The sequence below is a fragment of the Hymenobacter monticola genome (genome assembly GCF_022811645.1).
GTDB classification, from domain to species: Bacteria; Bacteroidota; Bacteroidia; order Cytophagales; family Hymenobacteraceae; genus Hymenobacter; species Hymenobacter monticola.
Window position 1 is genome coordinate 1045054 of record NZ_CP094534.1, and the last position, 17640, is coordinate 1062693.

General features: G+C 59.7%; 15 protein-coding genes. 10 read left to right on the forward strand and 5 right to left on the reverse strand.

The features are described 5' to 3' along the window. Positions 1–51: 51 nt before the first annotated feature. From MTP16_RS04610 to metK, 3 genes are all read left to right on the forward strand, one after another. Complete coding sequence (locus tag MTP16_RS04610) at positions 52–1260, forward strand: class I SAM-dependent methyltransferase (RefSeq protein ID WP_243516319.1); 1209 nt, start codon at positions 52–54, stop codon at positions 1258–1260. A gap of 124 nt (positions 1261–1384) precedes the next feature. Further along, on the forward strand, positions 1385–2119 hold the full coding sequence (locus MTP16_RS04615) for an SDR family NAD(P)-dependent oxidoreductase (protein ID WP_243516321.1): 735 nt from the start codon (positions 1385–1387) through the stop codon (positions 2117–2119). Between the two features lie 136 nt (positions 2120–2255). Continuing rightward, positions 2256–3518: a methionine adenosyltransferase gene (metK, locus tag MTP16_RS04620; RefSeq protein ID WP_243516322.1), complete on the forward strand. Its 1263-nt coding sequence runs from the start codon at positions 2256–2258 to the stop codon at positions 3516–3518. A gap of 136 nt (positions 3519–3654) precedes the next feature. Here metK and hpf read toward each other — a convergent pair whose 3' ends face one another. The 4 genes from hpf to MTP16_RS04640 form a co-directional block, all read right to left on the reverse strand. Continuing rightward, the gene (gene hpf, locus MTP16_RS04625) at positions 3655–3954 is read right to left on the reverse strand and encodes a ribosome hibernation-promoting factor, HPF/YfiA family (protein WP_243516323.1); all 300 of its coding nucleotides are present in this window, start codon (positions 3952–3954) and stop codon (positions 3655–3657) included. Between the two features lie 38 nt (positions 3955–3992). Further along, a complete protein-coding gene (locus tag MTP16_RS04630; RefSeq protein WP_243516324.1) occupies positions 3993–4871 on the reverse strand; it encodes a tyrosine-type recombinase/integrase in 879 nt (292 codons plus the stop codon). A 165-nt stretch (positions 4872–5036) separates the two neighbouring features. Continuing rightward, positions 5037–5231 (reverse strand): 30S ribosomal protein S21, encoded by a 195-nt coding sequence (gene rpsU, locus MTP16_RS04635; protein ID WP_243516325.1) that lies wholly within the window; start codon positions 5229–5231, stop codon positions 5037–5039. A 94-nt stretch (positions 5232–5325) separates the two neighbouring features. Continuing rightward, entirely contained in the window at positions 5326–7029 is a 1704-nt protein-coding gene (locus MTP16_RS04640) for a hypothetical protein (RefSeq protein ID WP_243516326.1), read from the reverse strand. 123 nt (positions 7030–7152) lie between these two features. On the opposite strand from MTP16_RS04640, the gene MTP16_RS04645 reads away from it, so the two are divergent. Beyond that, a complete protein-coding gene (locus MTP16_RS04645) occupies positions 7153–8124 on the forward strand; it encodes a glycosyltransferase family 2 protein (protein WP_243516327.1) in 972 nt (323 codons plus the stop codon). A gap of 124 nt (positions 8125–8248) precedes the next feature. On the opposite strand, the gene MTP16_RS04650 is transcribed toward MTP16_RS04645, so the two are convergent. Further along, on the reverse strand, positions 8249–9394 hold the full coding sequence (locus MTP16_RS04650; RefSeq protein WP_243516328.1) for an acyl-CoA dehydrogenase family protein: 1146 nt from the start codon (positions 9392–9394) through the stop codon (positions 8249–8251). 253 nt (positions 9395–9647) lie between these two features. Between MTP16_RS04650 and MTP16_RS04655 the strand changes: the two genes are divergently transcribed. The 6 genes from MTP16_RS04655 (at position 9648) to MTP16_RS04680 (ending at position 17584) form a co-directional block, all read left to right on the forward strand. After that, a complete protein-coding gene (locus MTP16_RS04655) occupies positions 9648–10574 on the forward strand; it encodes a polysaccharide biosynthesis/export family protein (RefSeq protein WP_243516329.1) in 927 nt (308 codons plus the stop codon). Positions 10575–10640: 66 nt separating this feature from the next. After that, complete coding sequence (locus MTP16_RS04660; protein ID WP_243516331.1) at positions 10641–13151, forward strand: polysaccharide biosynthesis tyrosine autokinase; 2511 nt, start codon at positions 10641–10643, stop codon at positions 13149–13151. A gap of 15 nt (positions 13152–13166) precedes the next feature. After that, positions 13167–13946 (forward strand): tyrosine-protein phosphatase, encoded by a 780-nt coding sequence (locus MTP16_RS04665; RefSeq protein ID WP_243516332.1) that lies wholly within the window; start codon positions 13167–13169, stop codon positions 13944–13946. A 101-nt stretch (positions 13947–14047) separates the two neighbouring features. Next, on the forward strand, positions 14048–15064 hold the full coding sequence (locus tag MTP16_RS04670) for an NAD-dependent epimerase/dehydratase family protein (protein ID WP_243516334.1): 1017 nt from the start codon (positions 14048–14050) through the stop codon (positions 15062–15064). A gap of 165 nt (positions 15065–15229) precedes the next feature. Continuing rightward, a complete protein-coding gene (locus tag MTP16_RS04675) occupies positions 15230–16627 on the forward strand; it encodes a tetratricopeptide repeat protein (RefSeq protein ID WP_243516336.1) in 1398 nt (465 codons plus the stop codon). Positions 16628–16753: 126 nt separating this feature from the next. After that, positions 16754–17584 (forward strand): phosphosulfolactate synthase, encoded by an 831-nt coding sequence (locus MTP16_RS04680; RefSeq protein WP_243516338.1) that lies wholly within the window; start codon positions 16754–16756, stop codon positions 17582–17584. Positions 17585–17640: the final 56 nt, after the last annotated feature.

The window sequence follows — 17640 nt, forward strand, 5'->3', positions numbered from 1 at the left end:
CCAATTCTTACCACCGACTCCAACCCGTCCCTTTTCCGTATAAGCCCTTTCATGGACTACCCCTTGCCTGAGGCAGCCCGGCGCTACGTGGCCGCGCACCTGCACGACGACCCCGCCCACCTGGCCCTGCAGGCCCGCCGCCACCCCGGCTTGCCAGTGCCCGAGCTAGTGCGCCAGATTCAGGCCCGCCAAAAAGCCCGCACCAAGCTGCCCGACTGGGCCGACAACCCCGACCTTATTTTCCCGCCCGCGCTGTCTGTGGAGCAGGCATCGTCGGCGCGCACGGCCGCCTTCAAGGCCGGCCTGGTGGACGGCGAGCGCCTGGCCGACCTCACCGGCGGCTTCGGGGCCGACTCGGCGGCATTTGCCGCCCGCATGAGCCACGTCGACTACGTGGAGCGCAACCCGGCCCTGGCCGAGGTGGTGCGCTACAATTTCGGCCAGCTGGGCCTCACCAACGTGGACGTGCACGCCGCCGAAGCGCTGGCCTTTCTCAAGGAAACCACCCAACACTACGACTGGCTTTACCTCGACCCGGCCCGGCGCGACACCGCCGCGCGCAAGATTTTTCTGCTGCGCGACTGCGAGCCCGACGTGGTGAAACTCATGCCCCTGCTGCTGCACAAAGCCGATAAAATCCTGCTCAAAACCTCGCCCATGCTCGACATCGAGCAGGCCGTGCAGGGCCTGGGCCACGTGCGCCGCCTTTGGGTGGTAGCCGTCGACAACGAGGTGAAGGAGGTGCTCTACGAGTTGGGCCAGGAGCCGGCCATCGACCCCGAACGCTACGCCCTGAACCTGCGCCGCGACGGCACGCAGCAGGAGTTCCGCCTCAACCGCGCCCGCGAGGCCCGCGCCACCCCGCGCTATGCCGAGGCGCAGCAGTACCTCTACGAGCCCAACGCGGCCGTGCTCAAGGCCGGGGCTTTCCGCAGCATCGGCACGGCGTTCGAGCTACTCAAGCTGCACCAGCACAGCCACTTGTACACGTCCGATGTGCTCCGGCCCGACTTTCCGGGCCGCATCTTCCGGGTGCAGGCCGTGGAGAAAGCCGACGGCGCGGCCCTCAAAGCCCACCTCGGCCCCGAAGCTCGCGCCCACGTCACCACCCGCAACTTCCCCGATTCGGTGGCCGATTTCCGGCGCCGCACCGGCATTCGGGAGGGCGGCGACGTGTACCTGTTTGCGACCACCGACCTGCGCAGCCGGCCCGTGGTGCTGGTGTGCACCAAAGTGGCGCCGGTCGCGGTTGTGTCTTAGTTGCCGCCCGGGCTCTGTGGTGGCGGGCGTGGCTTTTTTCTCAGCAGCGCAGCCCCCTTGGCCAGCAGTCCGTACAAACAGCCATTCCGCCGGCTGGTGGACTTCGTTAAGCTGCTTGTTTGCTATGCGTTTTACCAACAAAATATGCCTGGTCACGGGCGGCACCTCGGGCATTGGCCAGGCGGCCTGCCTGCGCCTGGGGGCCGAAGGTGGCCAGGTGGTTGCCCTGGGCCGCGACAAAGCCGACGGGGCAGAAACGGTGCGCCTCATCACCGAAGCTGGCGGCAACGCCGTGTTCATGGCCTGCGATTTGGCCAAGCCCAAGGCCATTGAAGCCACCGTGCAGAAGGTGCTGGCCAAATTCGACCGCATTGACGTGCTGGTGTGCGACGCGGCCATGATGACCTTCGACCCGCTGGTGAAGCTGGACCTCGACCAGTGGGACATGCTCATGCGAGTGAACCTGCGCTCCTTGGCCCAGCTCACCCAGCTCTGTCTGCCGCACATGCCCAAAGGCAGCGCCATTGTGGCCGTGAGCTCGGTCCACGCTCACCAGACCACGGCCAACGTAGTGCCCTACGCCACCAGTAAGGGCGGCATGGAAGCGTTTGTGCGGGGCATGAGCCTGGAGTTGAACTTCCGCCAAACCCGCATCAACGCCGTGGCGCCCGGCGCCGTCGACACGCCCATGCTGTGGAGCAACCCCAACGTGAAAAGCGGCAAGGAGAAAATCGACAAAGCCACCGTGGGCCGCCCCGACGAGTTGGCCGCGGCCATCGCCTTCTTGGCCTCCGATGACGCCAGCTTCGTGCACGGCACCACCCTGGCTGTCGATGGCGGCCGGCTGGCGCAGTTGTAGGAGTCCGCCCGGCACTCGCCACCATTTCGGGCTGCGGGCAATACCCCGAAGTTTCGTACTTTTGCCCAGCGCCCGCCCGCCGTCTATCTGGCTGGGCGGGCGCCTTTCTTTTCTTTTTGCTCTTTTCGCGCACTCAATGCCCTATCTGTTTACTTCCGAATCGGTTTCGGAAGGCCATCCCGATAAAGTTGCCGACCAGATTTCCGACGCCATTCTCGATGAGTATTTGCGTCAGGACCCCACTTCTAAAGTAGCCTGCGAAACGCTTGTGACTACTGATTTTGCCCTTGTAGCCGGCGAAATCAAGTCCAAAGCCCACGTTGATGCCGAGCCCATCGTGCGCGCCACCATCCGCCGCATCGGCTACGACAAGCCCGAATACCTCTTCAACGCCGACACCTGCGAGGTGATGAACCGCCTGCACGAGCAGTCGCCCGACATCAACCAGGGCGTGGAGCGTGCCAAGGATGAAGACCAAGGCGCCGGCGACCAGGGCATGATGTTTGGCTACGCCAGCCACGAAACGGCCAATTACATGCCCCTGGCCCTCGACCTCTCGCACCGCCTGTTGCAGGAACTGGCCGCCATCCGGCGCGAGAAGAGCGACATGCCCTACCTGCGCCCCGACGCCAAAAGCCAGGTCACCATTCGCTACTCCGACGACCACAAGCCCGAGGCCATCGACACCATCGTCATCAGCACCCAGCACGACGAGTTTGATGCTTCGGAAGAAAAAATGCTCGAGAAAATCAAGGCCGACGTGCTCAGCATCCTCATCCCGCGCGTGAAAGCCGGCCTGAGCGTTGACGTGCAGGCCCTGTTCACGGACGAGATTACCTACCACATCAACCCCACGGGCAAGTTCGTGATTGGCGGCCCCCACGGCGACTCCGGCCTCACCGGCCGCAAAATCATCGTGGACACCTACGGCGGCAAGGGCGCCCACGGCGGCGGTGCCTTCTCAGGCAAAGACTCCTCGAAAGTGGACCGCTCGGCGGCTTATGCCGCCCGCCACATCGCCAAAAACCTGGTGGCCGCCGGCGTGGCCGACCAGGCCTTGGTACAAGTGGCCTACGCCATCGGCGTGGCCCAGCCGGTGGGCGTGTTCGTCACCACCTACGGCACCATCAAGGCAAAAAACGGCAGCGGCCAGCCCCTGACCGACGGCGAAGTGGCTGAGAAGGTGCAGAAGCTGTTCGACCTGCGCCCCTACGCCATCGTAAAGCGCTTCGGCCTGCAAAACCCCATTTTCGCCCAAACGGCCGCTTACGGCCACATGGGCCGCCCGCCCGGCACCGTGAACGTGGTGATGCCCGACGGCGAAACCAAAACCTTCGAAACCTTCACCTGGGAAAAGCTCGACTACGTGCCGCAGATTAAGGCCGAGTTTGGTCTGTAATCAGTGATGAGTGGTTAGCGGTTAGTTGCTGACGTCATTATCACCATTCAGCAAAAAGCCCCACCTGTATTTGCAGGCGGGGCTTTTGTTTGGAAACAGGCGGCAATACTAACCGTTAATCACTAACCACTAAAACCTAGTGGCTCATCGTCTTCTCTTTGTACCGCGTAATCTGGCGGCGCAGGCTTTCGGTGGCGGCATCCGCGGCGGCTTCGAAGGAAGCGGCGTCTTCGGCGCTGAACAAGGTAGAGCCCGGCACGAAGAGCTTTATTTCGACCGTTTTGTTGTCAATCCCGTCTTTGTTGTTGAGGCGCATGATTACCTCACCATCGGTGAACTTATCATAAAAAGTTTCCAGCTTGTTGAGGCGTTGCTGTACGAAGTCAAGCAATTTCTTGTCGGCGTCGAAGTGCACCGAATGCATCTGAACTTTCATAAAGAAGTTGATTAAGAGGTAAAAAGGGTGTGGTAAACTCAGGCCCGGGGATGGGCCTGTTCAAATACGGATTTCAGGCGGTCGACGGACAGGTGGGTGTACACCTGCGTGGCGGCCAGGCTGGCGTGCCCCAGCAGCTCCTTAATGGAATTGAGGTCGGCCCCCTTGCCCAGCAAATGCGTGGCAAACGCGTGCCGCAACGCGTGTGGATGCTGCTGCGCGCTGGACGTCGTAATCTGGCTCAAATACTTCTTCACGGTCCGGTACACCAGCTTTTCGTACATGGGCTCGCCCTTGTCGGTGAGCAGCAGCGGCCCACCGATGGCCCCAAACTCGTGTGCCCGCCGGGCCTGGTATTTCTCAATCACCAGCTTCAGCGTGGGGTTCAGCGGCACAATGCGCTGCTTGTTGCCCTTGCCCGTGACGCGCACCGTGCCCGCGCCCAGGCTCACGTCGTCGGGGTGAATGCCAATGAGCTCCGACAAGCGAATACCGGTGCCGTAGAGCATTTCCAGCACCATCTGGTCGCGCTGGCCCACAAAGTCGTCGCTGAACTCGAAGGTGTTGAGCAAGCCGTTCAAGGCTTCTTCGGGCACGAACTCGGGCAGCTTCTTGGCCATTTTCGGCGCCTTGATGCGCAGCATGGGGTTGCTGGCAATGGTGCCGGCGCGCAGCAGGAACTTGTAGTAGGAGCGCAGGCAGGCCACTTTGCGGTTCACGGTGCGCGGGTCCAGGTCCTGCTGCATCAACTCCACCACCCAGCCGCGGATGAGCGGGTGCGTGGCTTGGGCGGGGTCAGCCAGCTCGTAGGCCGATTTCAGGTAAGCGGCAAACTGGCCGAGGTCGGTTTGGTACGAGGTGAGCGTGTGGGCACTGTAGCGCTTCTCAAAGCGCAAAAAATCGAGGAAAGCATCCATACCAACAGCAAAAATGCCCGGCGTTGGGCCGGGCATCCAATGTAGCACTATTTTATTTTCTAACAACTAACCGTTACTATACGGACGCGAAAAAACCGGCTGGACTGCCCAATAGAGCAGTCCAGCCGGTTTTTAACAAAGCTAACCGAAGCCTACAGCAGCGGGCTATTCGCCGGGCTGGCCGTAGGTGGCCAGCTTGTACACTGCCTTCTGCTTCATCTTGCGCTGCGTGATGCTGGGCTTCTGGAAGAACGTGCGACGACGCAGCTCTTTCAGCACGCCGGTGCGCTCAAATTTCTTTTTGAAGCGCTTCAGAGCGCGGTCAACCGATTCGTTGTCTTTGATTTGAACGATAATCATATCAGGGAATGAGGGGAGTTTTCAGAAGAGGGCGGCGTAAACCGGGCCGCAAAGATAGCAACTGTTCGCTTTCCAATCAAGCGTTTCGCTTCAATTATTGCGCGTGAGTTGACTTCTCATCGGACAAATCCGCTGTGTTGTTTGCTTTAACCACCTGCTTTTCCGGTTGACGTGGACGCAGCCGTACCGTATACACGCGGGCAAACTCAGGGTTTGCCGCGATGACTCTTTGTAAAGTAGGCTCCAAAACAACCGACGACTGAGGACGGTGCATGTGCGTGTACCGACGCAGATAAGCGGCGTATTCGTCCCGAATTATCCAAATCACACCGGGCTTGACGGCTAGGCGCTTTAAGCTTTCTTCAAAATCGCGAGTGCCCGTGAGTTGATTCCGCAACTCTACCAGTGAGGGTTCCAGCGTTAGCCAACTCATCAGCGTGACCACGGGTTTGTCGGATAGTTCGTAAGTGGTGAAGGGAGAGAGCATTTCATATGCCCACTCCACCCCTGCCGATACCAGTGTCTTATGCTGGGCCAACGCGTAGATTTGTTTCAGGTACGCTTCGTTCTGTGCTTGGCTGAGCTTATACTCCCGGCTGTCGCGCCACAGCTTGTAACTAAACAAAGGCAGTATCGCATAGAGCGCCCACCGCCACACAGCAGGGAGCCGCAACGGCCCAAGACTTCTCTGGGCTATGTAGATAACGATGCCCGCGGTCCATACGCTCAAAAGCGGCGATGCCACGCGCAAGGGCAGTTTCATGGCAATGGTCAAGACCAGCAACAACGCGGTAAAGGCAATTTGGGCCAGCCAAAACTCCCAGTTTTGAAGCCACTTCTTATTCCAACTCAACCACAGGCCGACGGCCATGGGGAACAGAACCAATAAGGCATAATAGTCCCGTAATACGTAGAATGATGCAAATGCTTTGTGCAGAATGGTTTGCCGGACAAATATATCCTGGTCAAAATGAAAAACTCGCTGAAACAGCTGCTCATTCACCACCGTTGAATCGCCCAAAGACCAGTGTTGCACCGACAGAATGCCTAAACTATCGGCTTTGGTAACTGGCTTGGTCTGGTACAGCAAAAAGTCAGAGTAGCTAGCCTTCCACACGTCCAGGCGGCGATAGGTCTTTTCCACCGGCGTGTACGAAGAAGAAATCAGGACGCTGCCCATCACCATCAGCCCCCCTGCGCTGAGCACAGGCACAACGGCCCGGAATCGGCTTAGCCACCAAGCCCCCGGAATGGCTGCTACCAGCCCTAAAATGCCGGCACTCGGCCGAATACACCATCCCAACACCACTGCCACCATGCCGATACCCAAAGCCGACCATTTCCCCCCCCGATGGGCTGCAAAGAGCACTCCGCTTCCCACCAGCAATACGGGCAGGCGGGTGAAGTTCATCAGCAACGCCGTTTCTTGCCAGGCAAACCAGTAGAGCAAAGCAAAACAGCTCCCCATGGCCAAGGCCGACATCCTGGGTTGAAGCACCTCGAACAAGACGTGGTACAACAAGACTAGGCTGCTGTAGAGCAACAGGTAAAGTGTAATGCCAAACCACGGCACCAACGGCGCTATTTTATACAAAGCAGCTAGCAAAAACGACAACCCGTGGAAATACAAATGCAGATTCCCTACCGGGCCGGGCGCGGCTTGCCCACGCATAACTTGCGTAATAGCTACGTCGTCGTTTGACTCATAATAATATCCAAATAATATACCAGTCAGTCCAATTAGCAATGCTGGCAATATCCAAACTAAGAATGTCTTAGTGCGTAGCAGTTCTTTCATCACAGCAAAAGTAGCTGCGTGCTATGCTTTTTCCACCACCTTCAAGGCGCAAGTTAAGGGCTGCAGGTGCTACATTTGGTGTCGTATATTGTTTGGCCTGAAACACACAAACAGCTTCTGCTTATGACCCCTGATATATCTGTCATTATACCCATTTATAACGAAGGCTCCAATATTAATATGCTGCATAGCAGGCTGTCAACCGTTATGCAAGGGCTTGCTCTGCCGAATGGCTTCGAGTTTGTGTTTGTAAACGATGGCTCCAAAGACAACTCGTTGTTCTTGGTTCGTAGTCTGGCCGATGCCGACCCCATGGTGCGCTACATAGATTTAAGCCGCAACTTTGGCCACCAGATTGCTGTGTCTGCCGGCCTTGATTTGGCTCGCGGCAAAGCCGTGGTCATCATCGATGCCGACTTACAGGACCCTCCGGAACTGATTGTGCCTTTATACCACAAGTTGAAGGAAGGCTACGAGGTAGTGTACGCTAAGCGTCGCTCGCGCGAAGGCGAAAGCGTCGCCAAAAAATTCACCGCAAAGTTGTTTTATCGGATACTAGCCCGCATCACCAACATCGAAATTCCGGTCGATACCGGTGACTTTCGCATCATCTCTCGGAAAGTTGTGGAAGCATTGCGGCAGATGCCCGAACAAAACAAGTTCTTAAGAGGCCAGATTTCGTGGATTGGCTACCGCCAAACATTTGTGGAATACGACCGCTCGGAACGGGCAGGCGGCGAAACTGGCTATACCTATCGCAAAATGATACGCTTGGCGCTTGATGGCATCACGGCTTTTTCCGATGCGCCTTTGAAAGCGGCCACGCTCATGGGGTTTGGCGTTTCCATCATTGCTTTTTTTGTGATGCTGTACACGCTATATTCAAAATTCATCCTGCACGACTACCAGCCGGGCTGGCCATCACTGATGATTAGCATACTGTTCTTGGGCGGCGTGCAGCTCGTAGCCGTAGGCATAATTGGTGAATACGTTTCCCGCCTGAGCGCCAACGTTCGGCGTCGCCCATTGTATCTCATTGCGGATACCAATCTGCCTCAAATAGACAATTCACCTATTGAGTCGACAAATTACTAACCTCCACACAGCTGTTATCCCTCGCCAGTTACCCACTCTTAAATGTATTGAGAGCGGGCACTAGCGAGGGGTAATAGCTGTATGGGCCAGGATACTATGTGCTTAGCGCAGCAGCTCTGTTGCGCTACTTCAGCAGCACCCGGGCAATGACCAGCTTCTGGATTTCGCTGGTGCCCTCGCCAATGGTGCAGAGCTTGGAGTCGCGGTAATACTTTTCGGCGGGGTAGTCTTTGGTATAGCCGTAGCCGCCAAAAATCTGCACTCCTTCGTTGGCCGTGCGCACGCACACTTCGGATGCGTAGAGCTTGGCCATAGCCGACTCGCGGTTCACGTTCTGGCCGGCGTCTTTCATCGCGGCGGCGCGGTAGGTGAGCAGGCTGGCGGCTTCAATCTCGGTGGCCATGTCGGCCAGCTTGAAGGCAATGCCCTGAAAGTTGCTGATGGGCTGGTTGAACTGGTGACGCTCCTTGCTGTACTGCAAAGCCGCTTCGTAGGCGCCCTGCGCAATGCCCAGGCTCAGCGCCGCAATGCTGATACGGCCGCCGTCGAGCACCTTCAGGCTTTGCACGAAGCCGTCGCCCACCTTGCCAATCACGTTGCCCACGGGCACTTTGCAATCGGTAAAAATCAGTTCGGTGGTTTCGGAGGCGCGCATGCCCAGCTTGTCTTCCTTGCGGCCGGCGGCAAAGCCGGGCGTGCCCCGCTCGATGATGAAGGCCGTCATGCCGTGCGAGTCGCCTACTTCGCCGGTGCGGGCGATGACGACGGCCACGTTGCCGGTTTTGCCGTGGGTAATGAAATTTTTAGCGCCGTTGAGAATATAATTTTCGCCGCTCTCGTCAAGCACGGCCGTAGTGCGCATGTTGCCGGCGTCGGAGCCTGTGTTAGGCTCGGTGAGGCCCCAGGCGCCAATCCACTCGCCGCTGGCCAGCCTGGGCAGGTACTTGTGCTTCTGCTCCTCGGAGGCGTGCTGCAGAATGTGGCCAGTGCAGAGCGAGTTGTGGGCGGCCATACTCAGGCCAATGCTGCCGTCAATTTTGGAGAGTTCGGCAATGGCTGTGACGTACTCCATGTAGCCAAAACCGGCGCCGCCGTACTCCTGGGGCACCAGCACGCCCATCAGGCCGAGTTCGCCGAGCTTGTGAAAAACATCAACGGGAAATTCCTGGCTTTCATCCCACTTCATCATGTGGGGCTTGATGTGCTGGGCGCCAAAGTCGCGCACCATCTGCGCAATCATGGTTTGGTTTTCGGTGGCTACGGCTTCCATGGAAGTAAGAGCGGTTGGTGGGAATTGTGAGTACGTGAGAAAGTATTTTCCGAAGCGAACAACTGTTCGTTTTGGCTACACGAAAGTACGCGTTTCGGCGTTGGCAACGGCGGAGCCGGGGCCGCGCGCCGGGGCCAGATGTTGAACGGGCGCGGCAAAAGCGTTACTTTTGAGGCTTTTTGGGGGGAACCCGCCGCCGATAGCTGCGGGAATTTCCGGATTTTTTTCTTTGATTCTGCACTCCTTGGCCTTCATGCCGTCTTTTTCTCTTCGCCGCCTGGGGCGGCTGCGGCTGCTGGCCTTGCCCGCTCTGCTGTTTTTTTCGTCGTGCGTTTCCACGAAATACTATCAGAAGCGGACGCTTTTCCGCCTCACCGACAGCCAAGGCCGCCAGCTCGACAGCACCAAGCTGCGCATTGCCGTGAACCGCACCGAGCGCAATTATGTCATTCAGCCCAACGACTTTCTGGAAGTGCGGGTGAACACCAACCGCGGCGAACGGATTCTGGACCCCAACGGAGAGCTGCAATTTGGTTCGCCGTCGGGCTCGCTGCCCAGCCGGGGCAGCGTGGTGGGCGGTGGCGGGCGCAGCGCCCAGCCCGCGCGTGGTGCGGGTTCTGGTTCGGGGTCCGGGGGCTCGGAGTTCTTGGTGCAGGCCGATGGCGCCGTGGTGCTGCCCATGGTGGGCCGCATCCGCATCAGCGGGCTATCGTTGCTGCAGGCCGACAGCCTGTTGGCCACCCGCTACCAGGAGTACTACGTTCAGCCCTTCGTGACCACGCGCGTGACCAATAACCGCGTGATTGTGCTGGGCGCGGTGGGTGGCCAGGTCATTTCCCTCACCAACGACAACATGAACCTGCTGGAAGTGCTGGCCCTGGCGGGCGGCATCGACGGGCAGGGCGGCGGCGGCGCGGGCCTTTACCGCAACGGCGGCCGGGCCGACAATATCCGCATTATCCGGGGCGATTTGAAGAACCCACGGGTGCAGCAAATCGACTTATCGACGTTTGATGGAATGCGGCGGGCCAGCCTGCAAATCGAGCCCAACGACGTGATTTATGTGGAGCCCATCCGCCGCCCCTTCCTCGACGCGCTGAGCGATGCCTCGCCAATTCTCAGCTTGGCCAGTTTGGTGTTGACTTCTACATTCTTTATTATCTCTCAGGTTCGGCGCTAACCGCTTCGCGGCTTCAGCGCACACAGTTCACCTTTGGGAGCGGCAAACCTGGCAATTATTAGTGCAATGGCTATTAACGAAAACCTCGAGCTCGAACAACTCATCCGCAATGCGGCGGGGGGGGGCACAGCTCCGCCGGCCCTACTTCCCAACGACCCCGGCGCCGAGGATGACGACTCGGCCGGCCTGGACATAACCACACTGGTGCTGGTGGCGCGCCGCAGCCTGCTGTGGACGCTGCTGCTCATCGTACTGGGCGTAACGGCCTCGTGGCTGTACCTGCGCTACACCAAGCCGGTGTACCAATCGGCGTCACTGCTAAAAATTGACGAGCGGGCGCAGGCCGCCGACCTAGGCATTGCCGCGCAAATAGGCCCGGCAGCCGACAAAGGCCGGGGCGGCAAGCTGGCCGGCGAGGTGGAGTTAATCAAGTCCGACGTCATCTATCAGCGCCTCAAGGACTCCCTGGCCCTCGACGTGAACTACTACGTGCAGGGCACCGTGCTCGAATCGGAGCTCTATGGCACATCGCCCTTCCACGTCAAATACACCATCAGCGACCCTTCGCTCTACAATCGAAAATTCAGCCTGAAATTCTCCAGCCTGCAGCGCTTTAAGCTGGAGTTTATAAACCAGGGAAACACGCTGGGCGGTGAGTATGCCCTGGGCCAGCCCATCAACCTGCCCGGCATTCAGCTGCAGATAGACGGCACGCCCCGGCTGACCCAGGCCGCCTTGGAGCAGGATTTTCACTTCACCGTCCAGGACGGGCAGGCCGTGAACGCCTACCTGGACAAGAACCTGGCTGTGGAAATTGTGAACCCCGACGCCAATACCATCGGGATTTCATTTAAGGATTTTACACCCGCCAAGGCCCGGAGCATTGTCAACAAGATTGACACGGTGTACAAGGAGGCGAAACTGGCCCAGAAAGCGCTGTCGGTGGATTTGCAAACCAAGTTTCTGGACAAAACCCTCAACGATACCAAGCAGCAGCTGCAGGAGGCCCAGGCACGGCTGCAAGCCTACATCGAACGAAGCAGAACGTACGATGCCAATGCCGAAGCCGGCGCCCTGACCACCCGACTGGAAAAGCTGGAGCTGGACCGCGCAGCGCTGAACGAGAAACTCGGCCTGCTAGCTGAGCTCAGCCGGCTCATCAAAGAGGAAAGCATCACCTCCTCGGAGGACGAGCGGGTAGAGCAAAGCATTCCCGCCATTACGGGCCTCGAAGACCCACAGCTCGCCTCTGGGCTCAACGAGCTGAACGACCAGCAGTGGCAGCTGCGCCGGCTGCGCCGCTCCAGCACCGACAAAACTGAGGGGGTGCAGGTGCGCATTGCCAACCTGGAATTTACGCGCAACAAAATCCGGCGCGCGCTGCTGCAGGACGAGAAGCTGCTGCGGCGCCAGATGGGGCTACTGGACCAGCAGAGCAGCAAGCTCAATGCGGAGTTGGAGGGCAAGCCACGCCAAGCCACTGAGCTGGACCGCCTGCGCGGCCCGGTGGAGCAGTACCGCAAGCAATACCAGGACTTGTTCCAGCGAAAAATTGAATTTGAGATTCAGAAGGCCGGCAACATTGCCGACTTCACGGTACTGTCGCCGGCTTCGCTGCCAACGGCGCCCATTTTCCCCAACAAGCTCTTGGCCTACGCCATTGGGCTGGCGGGCGGCCTGCTGCTGGGCCTGGGCCTGATTGCGGTGCGCTACTTCATGCACAACACCATCACGACGGTGCGGGAGCTGGAGCGCAGCACCAAGGCCTCGGTGCTGGGCATCATCCCGACCTACGACAAGGAAAAGATGGAGATTTCGCGCTTGGTGGTGGATAAAAACCCCAAATCGGCCATTTCCGAAGCCATCCGCTCCATCCGCACGAACCTGGATTTTATCAGCTCTTCGAAGAAGAAACGCTTGATTTCGGTGACGTCGACCATCTCGGGCGAAGGCAAAACCTTCGTGACGGTAAACATGGCGGGCATCATTGCTTTGTCGGGGCAGCGGGTGATTATTCTTGACCTGGATATGCGCAAGCCCAAGGTGAACCTGGCCTTTGGCACCGAAAACACGCGGGGCGTGAGCACCATCCTCATCGAGCGTCACTCGGTGCAGGAATGCATTCAGCAGACCAGCATCGAGTCGCTGCAGTTCATTTCGGCCGGGCCCACGCCGCCCAACCCGTCGGAGCTGATTCTGAGCGACCGGTTCGATGCCATGATTGAGGAGCTGTACCGCAGCTACGACGTGATTTTGATTGACACCCCGCCGGTGGGCCTCGTCACGGACGGCATCCTGATTATGCGCAAGGCCGACATCCCGCTCTACATCGTGCGGGCCGACTACTCGCGCAAAGCCTTCATCAAAAACATGAACCGGCTCATGCGCAGCAACAACTTCACCACCATGTGCACCATCCTCAACGACGCGCCGTCGGGAGCTGGGTATGGGTATGGATATGGCTACGGGTACGGGTATGGCTACGGCAACTACGGCGGCTACGGCCAAGGCTACTACGAGGAGCCGTCGAGCCGTCCCCTGACCTTTGGCCAGAAGCTGAAGAAGTTTTTCACCTAACGCCCGGTACACACCATGGCTTCGTTCTGGCAAAAGCTTTTTGGCGGGGCGGCGCCCGAGCCCGCGCCGGCCGCGCCCGTAGCGGCCCTGGCCACGCTGGGGGCCGACATGCACTCGCACCTGCTGCCCGGCCTCGACGACGGTGCCGAAACGGTGGAACACTCGCTGGATTTGCTGCGGGCCCTGCGCGCCCTGGGCTACCGCAAGCTGGTGATGACGCCCCACATCATGGGCGACTTCTACAAGAACACGCCGGAGGGCATCCGGGCGGCCTTGCAGCTCATGCGCGAGGCCGCCACGGCCGCTGGCCTCACCGACGTGGAGCTGAGTTGTGCGGCCGAGTATTACCTGGATGAGTTTCTGGGCCGCAAGCTGGCCGATGGCACCGAAATGCTCACCTTCGGCGGCGAGAAGCGGTATCTGCTGTTCGAAACGTCGTACATGAACGAGCCGCTCAACCTGTACGAAATCATTTTCGAGATGAAATCGCAGGGCTACCGGCCGGTGCTGGCCCACCCCGAGCGCTACACGTACTTGTACGGCCGCTTCGCCGAGATTGAGAAGATGCGGCGCGACTACGACGTGCTGCTGCAAGTGAATCTAAACTCTTTGGCCGGCTATTACTCGCCGGGCGCCAAGAAAGTAGCTGAGCAACTCATTGATGGCGGTTTGGTTGATTTTGTGGGCACCGACACCCACCACCTGCGCCACACCGACACCTTGCTACGCCGCACCGTGCCACAGCCGTACCTGGAGAAACTGCTGAAGCTGCCGTTGCTGAACAATACGCTGTAAGCAATGATTAACGATTAATGCTCAGTGATTAGTAGTTATAAAACAGCTATTATCTCAAGCAGCCATTAATCATCAACCGCTAATCATTAATCACTAAAAAAATGGTTTTCGTCACCGGCGGCACGGGCCTCATTGGTTCCTTTCTGTTGCGGGCCCTGCGCGAGCGGGGGCTGCCGGTGCGCGCCCTGCACCGGGGCGCGGTGCCCACCAACGCTGCACCGGGCGTGGAATGGATAGCCGGCGACCTCCTCGACACCGAGCAGCTGCGGGCCGCCCTCACGCCCGACGTGACGCACGTGTTTCACTGCGCGGGGCTGGTGTCGTATGCCCCGCAGGACGAAACGCTGCTGCTGCAAGTGAACGTGGAAGGCACCGCCGCCGTGGTAGACGCCTGCCTGGAGCGGCCGGGCATTCGGCTGGCGTATGTGTCGTCGGTGGCGGCGCTGGGTTCGCCGGCGGGCGCGGCCACCGCTACCGGCACCCTCACGGTGACGGAGGCAGCTACCTGGGACCTGGGCGCTGCCCACCCGGCCTATGCCACGTCTAAATACCTGGGCGAGCTGGAGGTGTGGCGCGGCGTTGCCGAAGGATTATCGGCCGTTATTGTGAACCCCTCGGTGGTGCTGGGGCCCGGCAACTGGAACCGCAGCAGCACCCGGCTGCTGCGCTATGCCCACCAGCAGCACCGCTTTTATACCCGGGGACTGGTCAATTTTGTGGACGTGCGCGACGTAGTGGCGCACTTGCTGGCCTTGGCCCTCGACCACCCCGAGCTGAGCGGGGAGCGCTACATTTTGAGCGCCGAAGCCGTGCCGCTGGGCGAGTTTTTCCGGCAGGCCGCGGCGGCCCTGGAACGGCGCCCGCCCACGGTGGCCGTGCCCGACTGGGCGGCTGAAGTTATCTGGCGGCTCGAGCACGCCCGCGCCGTGCTCACCGGCGCCCGGCCCCTCATCACCAAAGACACGGCCCGGGCCGGCCGCCGGCCGGTGGTGTACGCGCATGGCAAAGTGCAAAGCACTACCGGGCTCACTTTCCGTCCGTTAGCTGATACGCTGGCCTGGTGCGCAGCTGGCTTGCGCGAAAACCCAGCCAGCGCCCCGGCGGTTATCGTATCTTAGCAAGAGCCGGATTGCACGGTTTTGCCCAATATTTGTTTATCATTGAGAGAGTACTAGCAAGTGGAGTGAACAGCGGTTTGCTGACGGCTTAATTTTCTGGATTTGCCGCCGCGTCTGCTCGTTCGCAAAACCCCGATTAATCCACTTAACTGCGATTTTATGCGCATGAACGAACATTTTGAAAACCACCGGACTGTGCTGGATACCGTGCGCCGCTTCGAGCGCATGCTGGCCCAGCAAGAGTCTGTTTTCTTCGACCTGGAGGACTTCGAGAACATCATCGACCACTACGTTACCAACGCCGAGTTTGACAAGGCCCTGCAGGCCTGCGAGGCCGCGCTGGGCCAGTACCCTTTCTCGACCGAGCTGCTGATTGACCGCGCCCAGGTGACGGCCATGCGCGGCGACTATACCGAAGCCGAGCGCCAGATTGACGCCGTGGCCGAGCTCGACCCCACCAACGCCGACGTGGCCGTGACGCGGGGCATCATCAGCACGCAGCGCGGCGAGTTTGCCGAGGCAGTAGAGTTTTTCAAAGCTGGCCTGGAGCAGGAGCCCGAGCGCGAAGACATTCACTTCAACCTGGGTTTGGCGTTTCAGAGCTGGCAGAAGTTTAAGAGCGCGGCCAAGCATTACAAGCAGAGCCTGCGCCTGAACCCCGACAACGAAACCGGCGTGCAGGAGCTGCTGCACTGCCTCGACATCACGGGCCGGCTCGAGGAGCACGAGGAGTTCTTCAAGCGCTTCACCGACGACGACCCCTACTCGCCCACGGCCTGGTATAACCTGGGCCAGTACTGGTACCGCCGCGAAGACTTTGCCAAGGCTGCCGAGGCCTTCGACTTTGCCGTGACCATCAGCCCCGACTTCCACGACGCCCATCACTGGCTGGCCGATACTTTTGTGTGCCAGCAGGAATACAAGAAGGCCATTACCGAGTTTGAGCAGGCCTACCCGGCCGGCCAGCCCACCGATGAGGCCCTGTGCAACATCGGGGAGTGCTACGAGAAGCTGCGCGACTGGGAGCCCGCCCGCAAATACTACCGCCAGGCCCTCGAAATCAACCCTGAGATGGACGAGGCCTGGTTTGGGCAGGGCGTGCTGCTGCAGGAGCAGGGCCGCTGGTTCGAGGCCATTCACTACTTCCGCAAAGCCACCGAGCTGTATGGGGAGAGCGGCGAGTACTGGTCGGCGCTGGGCGCGGCCGAAAACCACGTGGGCAACGTGGTGAGCGCGCTCGAATCGTACGAGAAGGCCACCGAGGTGGCTCCCGACGACGTGCAGGGCTGGGTGAGCTGGAGCGCCATTCTCTACGAGCAGGGGCACTACTCCGAGGCGGTGGACCTGGTGCGCCACGCCGTGGAGCTGCACCCCATGGAGGCGCATTTCCACTACATGCTGTGCGCCTACCTGCTGGCCGATGGCCGCATGCGCGAAGCCTACAACACCCTGGAAACGGCGCTGACGCTCAACTACGAGCAGCACGTGCTGCTGTTCGACTACTTTCCGGAGCTGCGGGAGCAGCCGGGGCTGCGCAAATTGATTGAGCAGTTCCGGAAATAACATTTCCCTCGCTTAGACGCTACTTTTGTAACCGCCCGTTCGTGAGAACGGGCGGTTTTTTGTTGCCGGTCCCACCCGTTTCCGGCCGCTGTTTTCGCCTTAACTAACCTCTTTTACCCCCAATTGATGAATTACGACCTTTCTCAACTGCCCGAGCGCACGGCCAAGCCCCGCGAGCAGGGCTATACCATGGTGATGGACAAAGGCATGAGCCTGCGCGAAGTAGAAGACTTTCTGGAAGTGAGCGCCACCTATACCGACGTGGTGAAGCTGGGCTGGGCCACCTCCTACGTGGTGCCCAACCTCAAGCAGAAGCTCGAAATCTACCGCGCGGCCGGCATTCCGGTGTACTTCGGCGGCACGCTGTTCGAGGCCTTCATCATCCGCAACCAGTTCGATGATTACCGCCGCCTGCTCGATAACTTCGGCATGGAGTACGCCGAGGTATCGGACGGCAGCATCGACCTCGACCACGGCCGCAAGTGCGAGTACATCCGCGAGCTGAGCAAGAGCGTGCGCGTGCTGAGCGAAGTGGGTTCGAAGGATGCTGAGAAAATCATTCCGCCCTACAAGTGGATTTCGCAGATGGAAACCGAGCTCGAAGCCGGCGCCATCAAGGTGATTGGCGAGGCTCGCGAGGGCGGCAATGTGGGCCTGTTCCGCAGCACCGGCGAGGTGCGCTCGGGCCTGGTGGAGGAAATTCTGACCAAGATTCCGTCGGAGCGCATCCTCTGGGAAGCGCCCCAGAAGGCCCAGCAGGTGTGGTTCATCAAGCTGCTCGGCACCAACGTGAACCTGGGCAACATTGCCCCCAACGAAGTGGTGAGCCTCGAAACCATCCGCCTGGGTTTGCGCGGCGATACCTTCACCCACTTCCTCGACATGGACGCCGTGGACCCCATGTTTCACCCGGCAGCTAAGAGCACCAAGCCCGGCACCTCCATGCCCCGCGGCTAAGGCCGCGGGTACTCAGTCGGGCATCCGCTCCGCTGCAGTATAGCTAAACAGCAAAA

Bases quoted from the DNA above. Each gene is read 5' to 3' on its own strand.
- MTP16_RS04640 (WP_243516326.1), bottom strand. From the start codon at position 7,029: ATGAAAGAACTGCTACGCACTAAGACATTCTTAGTTTGGATATTGCCA.
- MTP16_RS04660 (WP_243516331.1), top strand. From the start codon at position 10,641: ATGGCTATTAACGAAAACCTCGAGCTCGAACAACTCATCCGCAATGCG.
- MTP16_RS04675 (WP_243516336.1), top strand. From the start codon at position 15,230: ATGAACGAACATTTTGAAAACCACCGGACTGTGCTGGATACCGTGCGC.
- MTP16_RS04655 (WP_243516329.1), top strand. From the start codon at position 9,648: ATGCCGTCTTTTTCTCTTCGCCGCCTGGGGCGGCTGCGGCTGCTGGCC.
- MTP16_RS04610 (WP_243516319.1), top strand. From the start codon at position 52: ATGGACTACCCCTTGCCTGAGGCAGCCCGGCGCTACGTGGCCGCGCAC.
- MTP16_RS04680 (WP_243516338.1), top strand. From the start codon at position 16,754: ATGAATTACGACCTTTCTCAACTGCCCGAGCGCACGGCCAAGCCCCGC.
- hpf (WP_243516323.1), bottom strand. From the start codon at position 3,954: ATGAAAGTTCAGATGCATTCGGTGCACTTCGACGCCGACAAGAAATTG.
- MTP16_RS04645 (WP_243516327.1), top strand. From the start codon at position 7,153: ATGACCCCTGATATATCTGTCATTATACCCATTTATAACGAAGGCTCC.
- MTP16_RS04670 (WP_243516334.1), top strand. From the start codon at position 14,048: ATGGTTTTCGTCACCGGCGGCACGGGCCTCATTGGTTCCTTTCTGTTG.
- MTP16_RS04650 (WP_243516328.1), bottom strand. From the start codon at position 9,394: ATGGAAGCCGTAGCCACCGAAAACCAAACCATGATTGCGCAGATGGTG.
- MTP16_RS04630 (WP_243516324.1), bottom strand. From the start codon at position 4,871: ATGGATGCTTTCCTCGATTTTTTGCGCTTTGAGAAGCGCTACAGTGCC.
- rpsU (WP_243516325.1), bottom strand. From the start codon at position 5,231: ATGATTATCGTTCAAATCAAAGACAACGAATCGGTTGACCGCGCTCTG.
- metK (WP_243516322.1), top strand. From the start codon at position 2,256: ATGCCCTATCTGTTTACTTCCGAATCGGTTTCGGAAGGCCATCCCGAT.
- MTP16_RS04665 (WP_243516332.1), top strand. From the start codon at position 13,167: ATGGCTTCGTTCTGGCAAAAGCTTTTTGGCGGGGCGGCGCCCGAGCCC.
- MTP16_RS04615 (WP_243516321.1), top strand. From the start codon at position 1,385: ATGCGTTTTACCAACAAAATATGCCTGGTCACGGGCGGCACCTCGGGC.